This is a genomic window from Jutongia sp., from assembly GCF_057878315.1.
Window position 1 is genome coordinate 25264 of record NZ_DBLXSO010000034.1, and the last position, 7537, is coordinate 32800.

Consider the following 7537-nt stretch of genomic DNA (forward strand, 5'->3'; position numbering starts at 1 on the left):
GTCTGCCCGGAAGCACACAATGACCCTCCGGATCACATGTACTTCCGGGCATACCGGATACTCTGTGTCTTTTGCTTTACTGAAGCTGTGCCTGTACGGCAGTCAGCGCGATAACACCTGTGATGTCCTCTGCGGAGCATCCGCGGGACAGGTCATTAACAGGGCTTGACAGTCCCTGCAGCATCGGTCCGTATGCCTCTGCCTTTGCCAGACGCTGAACCAGCTTATAGGAAATATTACCACAGTCCAGATTCGGGAATACCAAAACGTTTGCCTTACCGGCAACATCACTTCCCGGTGCCTTTGACTTTGCTACCTCCGGCACGATCGCTGCGTCTGTCTGAAGCTCTCCGTCGATCACAAGCTGCGGATACTTCTCATGTGCAATTCTGGTTGCCTCAACCACCTTGTCCACCAGAGGATGCTTTGCGCTTCCCTTGGTAGAATGAGAAAGCATTGCGATGATCGGATCACCGCCCACCAGATTACGGAAGCTCTTGGAGCTGGAGTGTGCGATTGCTGCCATCTCCTCGGAATTCGGATCCTGATTCAGTCCGCAGTCTGCGAACAGGAAGGTTCCGTTTGCTCCGTACTCACAGTTCGGTACATCCAGAATAAAGAAACCGGATACCAGCTCTGTGCCCGGTGCTGTCTTAAGGATCTGCAGTGATGGACGAAGCACATCAGCCGTTGCATGACAGCAGCCTGCCACCATACCGTCTGCGTCCTTGCATTTTACCATCATAACACCAAACATTATATAATTATTTAAAAGCTGTTCTCTTGCAGATTCTAATGTCATTCCCTTTTTCTTACGAAGCTCGTACAGAAGATTTACATACTCGTCCAGCTTCGGAGACGTTTCCGGATTTACAACAGAGATGCCGTCTAACTCAACATCGAGCCAGTGAGCACCGTCTCTGATCTTCTCTTCATCCCCAACCATGACAATTTTAGCCGTGCCTTCCTTCAATACCTGAGCCGCTGCGATCAATGTTCTTTTGTCGCGGCTTTCCGGCAATACGATTGTCTTAACATCCTGTTTTGCTCTTGCTTTAATCTCGTCAATAAACTTCATGATATCCTCCATTTCTGCCCTAGAGCTATGGCATAAGTACAAAATCACCCAATTAATTCAAGTATAATGGATTCGCTCTTTTTTGTCTAGTACATAGTATCAAAAATACCGCTGATGCATTTTATACCGCAACTGTGGTATACTGGTACGCAAAGAGCCGTGACGCATTTATCTGTCCGGAAAGGAGCGCTTTATGAGAAATTTTACCGGTATCATCGCAGAATACAATCCGTTTCATAACGGTCACCGCCATCAGTTTGACTATGTCCGTTCCCAGGGTGCCGAAGTGATCGCCGTGGCAATGAGTGGCAATTTCGTCCAGCGTGGAGCCCCTGCCTGGACCGACAAATATCTGCGTACCCGCATGGCACTCTCCCAGGGCGCCGATCTTGTCTTTGAGCTTCCCTCCGTCTACTGTCTGTCAAGTGCAGAAAATTTCGCTTTCGGCGGGATATCTCTTCTAAATGCACTGAAGCTGGACAGCTTTTGTTTTGGGTGTGAGACACCGGAGCTTTCTTTATTAGAAAAAACGGCTGATCTGCTGGTTGAGGAGCCGGAGGCATTCCGAACCGCCCTGCAGGCGCAGTTAAAAAACGGTGCATCTTATCCCGCCGCCAGAGCATACGCACTCCGTCAGTGCCTTCCGGCGCTTCCGGCAGAATTTCTATCCGGTGCCAACAATATCCTCTCACTGGAATATCTGAAGGCCGTGCGCCGTCTGCACAGCGAGATGACGCCGTTTCCACTGCTTCGCTCCGGACAAGATTACCATAACACGGATATCATACCGGATGCATTCTCCTCAGCTTCCGCAATACGCCATTCTTATGAGAAGGCTTCCTCCTTAGAAAAGTGTGCCGACGCCATGCCTGAGGAGGTATACGAACTGCTTGCCGGGCATCCTGACCGCTTCGGGATCAGTCTGTCTGATTTTGATCTGCTGCTCTATTATGCCCTGCGCCGCGCCTGCCGGAACGGCACGCTGACCGGTTACGGCGATATCAGCACGGAACTTGCAAACCGCATCGAAAAGGAGCTTGCTTCCTATAAAGATGCTGATTCCTTTATCCTTTCTTTAAAGAGAAAGAATATCACTTACGCCCGGATCAGCCGCTGTCTGTTCCAGCTGCTGCTAGAGATTCCAAGCACTGTCTGCAGTGGTACGATGCAGCCGGTTCCGTATCTGCGTCTGCTCGGCATGCGCCGTTCCAAGAGCAGTTATCTGCGCCGCATCACAGAAGTTCCGATCATCACAAAGCCTGCAAATGCGTGGGTTCAGGTGGCATCCTCTCCTTATTCATGCGCCACGGATTATCTGAAAATTGATTTTCTGGCCGCCGATCTTTACCGTCAGGTTCTTTCCCATAAAACCGGCTGCCCGATCCCGGATGAGTATCATTCCGGCGTTATCATTATGGAGGATTAACACGCAAAGCGCAGGAAAAATGACATTTTTTTCATTTACCCCCTACCCATTTTCATATTTTATGGTTATAATAAAAAACTGTGAGTATTTTACCCACATCAGAAAACGGCTGTTTTGTAGTGCTGCATGAAACAGCTTCCTACTAGATCCGCAGCACAGAAATGAGGATAAAGATGGGTGTAACCTACGTAAAAGAAGTAATGTCACCGGAGGAACTACTGGAAGCATACCCACTTCCGGCAGAGCACAAGAAGTTAAAAGAGGCACGCGATGCCGAGATCAAAAAGGTCTTTACCGGAGAATCTGATAAATTTTTAGTGATCATCGGACCATGTTCCGCAGATAACGAAGATTCTGTCTGTGATTATATAAACCATCTCGCAAAAGTACAGGATAAGGTATCTGATAAGATCCTGATCATCCCTCGTATCTATACCAACAAGCCACGTACAACAGGACAGGGCTACAAAGGAATTGTTCATCAGCCGGATCCGGAGAAGGAACCGGATCTTCACGATGGTATCATCGCAATGCGCAAAATGCATCTGCGTGCGATTGCCGAGACACATCTGTTTGCAGCAGACGAGATGCTTTATCCTGAGAACTGGCCATATATCTCTGATATTCTCTCTTATGTTGCAGTCGGTGCACGTTCTGTAGAGGATCAGCAGCATCGTCTCACTGTCAGCGGTTTCGATATCCCATGTGGTATGAAGAACCCTACCAGCGGTACCTTAAGCATCATGCTTAACTCCTGCATCGCTGCACAGAGCAGCCACACATTTATGTACCGTCAGTGGGAAGTGAAAACAGACGGAAATCCTCTGGCACATACTATTCTGCGTGGTGCTGTCAACAAGCATGACCAGTCTATGCCAAACTACCACTACGAGGATCTGGTACTGTTAAATGAGATGTATCAGGAGCTGGATCTGAAAAACCCTGCCTGCATTGTTGATGCAAACCATGCAAACTCCAACAAGCAGTATTTTGAGCAGCCTCGTATCGTTTCTGAGGTTCTTCACAGCCGTAACGTATCCAACGACATTAAGAAGCTTGTCAAGGGTGTTATGGTGGAGAGCTACATCGAGCCGGGCAACCAGAAGATTTCCGAGCACATCTACGGTAAATCAATCACAGATGCCTGCCTTGGCTGGGATGAGTCTGAGCGACTGATCTACGATATCGCTGAAAAGCTGTAATTTTCGGATCCATAAAATCAGAATAACGAAATTGCGGTGCCGGATGTTTGTAATCATTTCTGATCAATAGATGCACGGTATCCGCACTATCAAAAAAGGGTCACCCCACAATGAGGTGACCCTTTTTTGATACTCTTCTATACATTATCAATCTGCCAGTCGATCGGCTCCACTCCATTGGCCTTCAGGAAATCATTTGCCTGACTGAAATGCTTGCAGCCGAAAAATCCACGATATGCAGACAATGGACTCGGATGAGGTGCCTTTAAGATCAGATGCTTCGGATTCGTCAGCATCGGGATCTTGCTCTGTGCCGGTCTGCCCCACAGCATATAGACAATCGGACGATCCTGCGCATTGACTGCCTGGATCACGGCATCCGTAAACCGCTCCCAGCCCTTTCCCTGGTGGGAAGCCGCCTGATGCGCCCGCACCGTCAGCACCGTGTTCAGCAACAGAACTCCCTGATCTGCCCACTTTTTAAGATATCCGTTGTTGGGAATATCACAGCCCAGATCATCGTGAAGCTCCTTGTAAATATTCTGCAGTGACGGTGGGATTTCCTTCTGATCCACCGGCACCGAAAACGAAAGTCCGTGCGCCTGATGTACGTTGTGGTACGGATCCTGTCCAAGGATCAGCACCTTCACCTTAGACAACGGTGTAAAATGAAATGCATTAAATATATCGTCTGCCGGCGGATAGATCACCGCCCTGCTGTATTCGTCCTTTACAAAATGAAACAGATCCCTGTAATATGGCTTGGCAAATTCGCCCTGAATCGCATCCAGCCAGTCATTTGTAATCATTGCCATCTCTTTGTCCTTCTTTCTTATAAACGCACGGAAATGCCCTCATCGCGCAGATATTCCTTCACCTGACGGATCGTCAGCTCCTTATAATGAAATAACGATGCGGCAAGCACTGCCTCTGCGTGTCCCTCCGTAAATGCATCCTTAAAATGCTCCAGCTTCCCCGCTCCACCGGATGCGATCACCGGAACCGGCACATTATCGGAAATGATCCTTGTCAGCTCATTGTCGTAGCCAGCCTTCGTTCCGTCACAATCCATACTCGTCAGAAGAATCTCTCCGGCACCAAGCTCTGCTGCTTTCATGGCCCACTCCACGGCATCAATGCCCATGTCCACTCTTCCACCGTTCTTGTAAATATTCCAGCCGCTTCCATCTGCTCTGCGCTTGGCATCAATCGCAACAACAACACACTGGCTTCCAAACTTGAGTGCCGCCTCCGAGATCAGCGTCGGATTCATGATCGCCGCCGTATTGACAGAAACCTTATCAGCGCCCTCGCGGAGGATCACCTTAAAATCATCTACCGTGCGGATACCGCCGCCTACCGTAAACGGAATAAACACAGTCTCAGCTACCCTGCGCACCATATCAATCTTCGTTTCTCTGGCATCAGAGGATGCCGTAATATCAAGAAAGACCAGCTCGTCAGCGCCTTCTCTTCCATAAGCAGCACCAACCTCAACCGGATCACCGGCATCACGCAGATCAACAAAATTCACGCCCTTCACCACACGTCCTTCATGCACATCAAGACATGGGATTACTCTCTTTGTAAACATATATCCTCCATTCCGGTGCCGTCAAACGGCATCCCTCTGTCATTTCCTATGATGTATTCTCTCTGTAACGATGCGGTACTGCGAAAGCCACATAACAATGCTGCAATCCGCAGCATCGCCGCAATCCGCACCATCCGTTAAAGTTTCTGCTACACTACAGATCACAGAAATTCTTCAAGATCTGCAGACCGATATCTCCGCTTTTCTCCGGATGGAACTGGCACGCAAACACATTACCATGCTCCACCGATGCATGAATCGGTACAATATACTCTGTTGTCGCAGCCACATCCTCCGGATGATCCGCCTTCAGATAATAGGAATGCACGAAATACACATACGGATCCTGACCAATGCCCTGAAACAATCTGGCACCTTCCCGGATCTTCAAAGAATTCCATCCCATATGCGGGATCTTATAACCCTCCTTCGGAGGAATAGAAACAATCTCTCCGTCCAGAACACCAAGTCCCTCCACTCCCGGAGACTCATCGCTGCTGCGAAACAAAAGCTGCAGTCCCAGACAAATTCCCAAAAACGGCGTTCCTGCCGCTGTCACCTGACGGATCACATCCACAAGTCCGAACCGGTGAAGCTTCTCCATGGCATCACCAAATGCACCAACTCCCGGAAGGATCACCTTATCTGCACCAAGGATCGTCTCCGGATCTCTTGTCACAACACACTCCTGTCCAAGGAAAAGCAGAGCCTTCTCCACACTCTTCAGATTGCCGGCGTCATAGTCTATTATAGCTATCATTGTTGTATATCACCTCTGTTGTCGTTGTTTTGTATGGTAAAAGTGTACCACATACGGGGAGGGTTGTCGATATGGTTATTACAGGTGAGGTTTTATCCTAATCTTGCAAGTCCACAAATCTATACCTTCCGGGACCAAATCCTTTTACTTTTTCTATTATCTTTGCCTTTTTTTATAGCAACAAAACCGCCATGAAGATGGACTCTCCACAATGGCTCATTTAATTGTTACTATTTCTTTTTGCTTTCCATTTTTCTTGACAAACAATACTTTTGCCTATATTATAGATGTTAGAAAGAAACGAAGTTTACTACCGTACAGCTATTGCTCATGCGGCTTGCTCGTTTCTTTTTTGGTTCTTACCAAATCATAAAGATAGAGCTTTCCATCTGCATCACATCTTACAAGCATTCTCGCTCCAAAAATGTTATATCGTTCCAAATTGCCCTCCTCATCATAAACAGGTATCCCAAATCTTGTATTATAGCGATACCAGCCAAATTTTGCTTTAGCACCATGTTTATTACTGTAATCCGGATACTCCGATTTATCTGAGGCAATTTGAATCAGCTCACCAATAGCCGGTGTAATGTTAGCCTTTGCCTTCATATTTGCACCTTTCAAGCCCTTTGTATCATTTGAGTGGCTGAACTCATCCGGGAAATCAGAACCGATATAAATCTTCTCTGAGGTTTCTGCTATTTCAAAGTATTCTCCAATATACTCTTTCAGATACCGCTCTATCTCATTCCAATTTATCCCTTTCCTGGACTTGAACCTTATATCATTGATAAGGGCAATTTTAGACCCATCCAAATCCGTTATAATGCGGACACTTTTATTCATATAGCCCGTCCTTTTAATTTCGTATCAGACATATTTCGACATCTGATACGATTCTACCTTAGAAAGCACAAATATACTGTGAGTTCTTCTGCTTTTCCCTCTCTTCCTAAAATGATGCCCTATGAACACACTCGAAGTCTTGACTTTGCTGTTGGTAGTTTTTGTGGTTCTATCTTACATAGATAATCATAATAATAACAAAATAGTATCTCACCTCTGATCTTAGGGGCATACCGATGAACCGCCAAATCCATCACAACTGCATTAAATTCTACCAGTCAGCCGCCAGACCAACCATAACTGTATAAGTACAATATACCAATATTATAATATAGCTTGGCATATTCCCATTTCTACATCACCGATTCCATTTTCCAGTTCTATGCACATTCCTTCACACATAAACGAGTTCGGTATTCATACAACCATTTATGATCCGATATACGATCTATACACAATTCCGTAAGACTAATATCCTCCTGCTCTGTCACAAGCAAATCTTCCATATGCATTCCCAACAATTTGCTCAATACATAAAGATGGTCTACCGATGGTAATACATTTCCCTTAAACCATCGATATATCGGCTGTGGGCAAGATAAATGCAATATCTTCTGTATATCCTTAACTG

General features: G+C 46.8%; 7 protein-coding genes. 2 read left to right on the forward strand and 5 right to left on the reverse strand.

Annotation, left to right across the window (positions count from 1 at the left end):
* Positions 1-76: 76 nt before the first annotated feature.
* The gene (gene pta / locus ACZLMD_RS09030) at positions 77-1078 is read right to left on the reverse strand and encodes a phosphate acetyltransferase (RefSeq protein ID WP_022306664.1); all 1002 of its coding nucleotides are present in this window, start codon (positions 1076-1078) and stop codon (positions 77-79) included.
* A gap of 193 nt (positions 1079-1271) precedes the next feature.
* Between pta and ACZLMD_RS09035 the strand changes: the two genes are divergently transcribed.
* Together ACZLMD_RS09035 and ACZLMD_RS09040 are read left to right on the forward strand one after the other, a co-directional pair.
* A complete protein-coding gene (locus ACZLMD_RS09035) occupies positions 1272-2504 on the forward strand; it encodes a tRNA(Met) cytidine acetate ligase (protein WP_489495580.1) in 1233 nt (410 codons plus the stop codon).
* 173 nt (positions 2505-2677) lie between these two features.
* Positions 2678-3706, forward strand: a complete 1029-nt coding sequence (locus ACZLMD_RS09040) for a 3-deoxy-7-phosphoheptulonate synthase (protein WP_489495581.1) — start codon at positions 2678-2680, stop codon at positions 3704-3706.
* 137 nt (positions 3707-3843) lie between these two features.
* On the opposite strand, the gene ACZLMD_RS09045 is transcribed toward ACZLMD_RS09040, so the two are convergent.
* The 4 genes from ACZLMD_RS09045 to ACZLMD_RS09060 form a co-directional block, all read right to left on the reverse strand.
* Positions 3844-4521, reverse strand: coding sequence for a uracil-DNA glycosylase (locus ACZLMD_RS09045; protein ID WP_455058254.1), 678 nt, complete (start codon positions 4519-4521; stop codon positions 3844-3846).
* 17 nt (positions 4522-4538) lie between these two features.
* Positions 4539-5300, reverse strand: coding sequence for an imidazole glycerol phosphate synthase subunit HisF (hisF, locus tag ACZLMD_RS09050; protein WP_022306668.1), 762 nt, complete (start codon positions 5298-5300; stop codon positions 4539-4541).
* 154 nt (positions 5301-5454) lie between these two features.
* Positions 5455-6060, reverse strand: a complete 606-nt coding sequence (hisH, locus tag ACZLMD_RS09055; protein WP_022306669.1) for an imidazole glycerol phosphate synthase subunit HisH — start codon at positions 6058-6060, stop codon at positions 5455-5457.
* 321 nt (positions 6061-6381) lie between these two features.
* On the reverse strand, positions 6382-6906 hold the full coding sequence (locus ACZLMD_RS09060) for a hypothetical protein (protein WP_486818227.1): 525 nt from the start codon (positions 6904-6906) through the stop codon (positions 6382-6384).
* Positions 6907-7537: the final 631 nt, after the last annotated feature.

Excerpts from the sequence above, each read along its gene's own strand:
- ACZLMD_RS09035 (WP_489495580.1), top strand. The coding sequence starts at position 1,272 with ATGAGAAATTTTACCGGTATCATCGCAGAATACAATCCGTTTCATAAC.
- hisH (WP_022306669.1), bottom strand. The coding sequence starts at position 6,060 with ATGATAGCTATAATAGACTATGACGCCGGCAATCTGAAGAGTGTGGAG.
- pta (WP_022306664.1), bottom strand. The coding sequence starts at position 1,078 with ATGAAGTTTATTGACGAGATTAAAGCAAGAGCAAAACAGGATGTTAAG.
- ACZLMD_RS09040 (WP_489495581.1), top strand. The coding sequence starts at position 2,678 with ATGGGTGTAACCTACGTAAAAGAAGTAATGTCACCGGAGGAACTACTG.
- ACZLMD_RS09045 (WP_455058254.1), bottom strand. The coding sequence starts at position 4,521 with ATGGCAATGATTACAAATGACTGGCTGGATGCGATTCAGGGCGAATTT.
- ACZLMD_RS09060 (WP_486818227.1), bottom strand. The coding sequence starts at position 6,906 with ATGAATAAAAGTGTCCGCATTATAACGGATTTGGATGGGTCTAAAATT.
- hisF (WP_022306668.1), bottom strand. The coding sequence starts at position 5,300 with ATGTTTACAAAGAGAGTAATCCCATGTCTTGATGTGCATGAAGGACGT.